Genomic DNA, 1,412 nt, shown 5'->3' on the forward strand with positions numbered 1-1,412 from the left:
TGAGACCTGATGCCGAGCCGATTGTGGTGAAGTGGATGATCCTATGCTGTCGAGAAAAGCCTCTAGCGAGTTTCATGGCGGCCCGTACCCTAAACCGACTCAGGTGGTCAGGTAGAGAATACCGAGGCGTTCGGGTGAACTATGGTTAAGGAACTCGGCAAAATGCCCCCGTAACTTCGGGAGAAGGGGGGCCATTGCTGGTGATGAGTCTTGCACTCTGAGCTGGTGGTGGCCGCAGAGACCAGCGAGAAGCGACTGTTTACTAAAAACACAGGTCCGTGCGAAGCCGTAAGGCGATGTATACGGACTGACGCCTGCCCGGTGCTGGAACGTTAAGGGGACCGGTTAGTCACATTTCGGTGTGGCGAAGCTGAGAACTTAAGCGCCAGTAAACGGCGGTGGTAACTATAACCATCCTAAGGTAGCGAAATTCCTTGTCGGGTAAGTTCCGACCTGCACGAATGGCGTAACGACTTCTCGACTGTCTCAACCATAGGCCCGGTGAAATTGCATTACGAGTAAAGATGCTCGTTTCGCGCAGCAGGACGGAAAGACCCCGGGACCTTTACTATAGCTTGATATTGGTGTTCGGTTCGGCTTGTGTAGGATAGGTGGGAGACTGTGAAGCATCAACGCCAGTTGGTGTGGAGTCATTGTTGAAATACCACTCTGGTCGTGCTGGATGTCTAACCTGGGTCCGTGATCCGGATCAGGGACAGTGTCTGGTGGGTAGTTTAACTGGGGCGGTTGCCTCCTAAAGGGTAACGGAGGCGCCCAAAGGTTCCCTCAGCCTGGTTGGCAATCAGGTGTTGAGTGTAAGTGCACAAGGGAGCTTGACTGTGAGACTGACGGGTCGAGCAGGTACGAAAGTAGGGACTAGTGATCCGGCGGTGGCTTGTGGAAGCGCCGTCGCTCAACGGATAAAAGGTACCCCGGGGATAACAGGCTGATCTTCCCCAAGAGTCCATATCGACGGGATGGTTTGGCACCTCGATGTCGGCTCGTCGCATCCTGGGGCTGGAGTCGGTCCCAAGGGTTGGGCTGTTCGCCCATTAAAGCGGTACGCGAGCTGGGTTTAGAACGTCGTGAGACAGTTCGGTCCCTATCCGCTGTGCGCGTAGGAGTCTTGAGAAGGGCTGTCCCTAGTACGAGAGGACCGGGACGGACGAACCTCTGGTGTGCCAGTTGTCCTGCCAAGGGCATGGCTGGTTGGCTACGTTCGGAAAGGATAACCGCTGAAAGCATCTAAGCGGGAAGCCTGCTTCGAGATGAGGGCTCCCTCCCACTTGATGGGGTAAGGCTCCCAGTAGACGACTGGGTTGATAGGCCAGATATGGAAGCGCCGTAAGGTGTGGAGTTGACTGGTACTAATAGGCCGAGGGCTTGTCCTCAGTTGCTCGCGTCCACTGTGT

1 rRNA gene is annotated in these 1,412 nt (G+C 55.5%); it reads left to right on the forward strand.

Annotated features, from left to right (window positions below):
- Positions 1-1,391, forward strand: a 23S ribosomal RNA gene (locus tag ACFV1J_RS40310); the annotation flags it as partial.
- Between the last annotated feature and the right edge of the window lie 21 nt (positions 1,392-1,412).

The sequence above is a fragment of the Streptomyces sp. NPDC059649 genome (assembly GCF_042734445.1).
Lineage (GTDB): Bacteria > Actinomycetota > Actinomycetes > Streptomycetales > Streptomycetaceae > Streptomyces.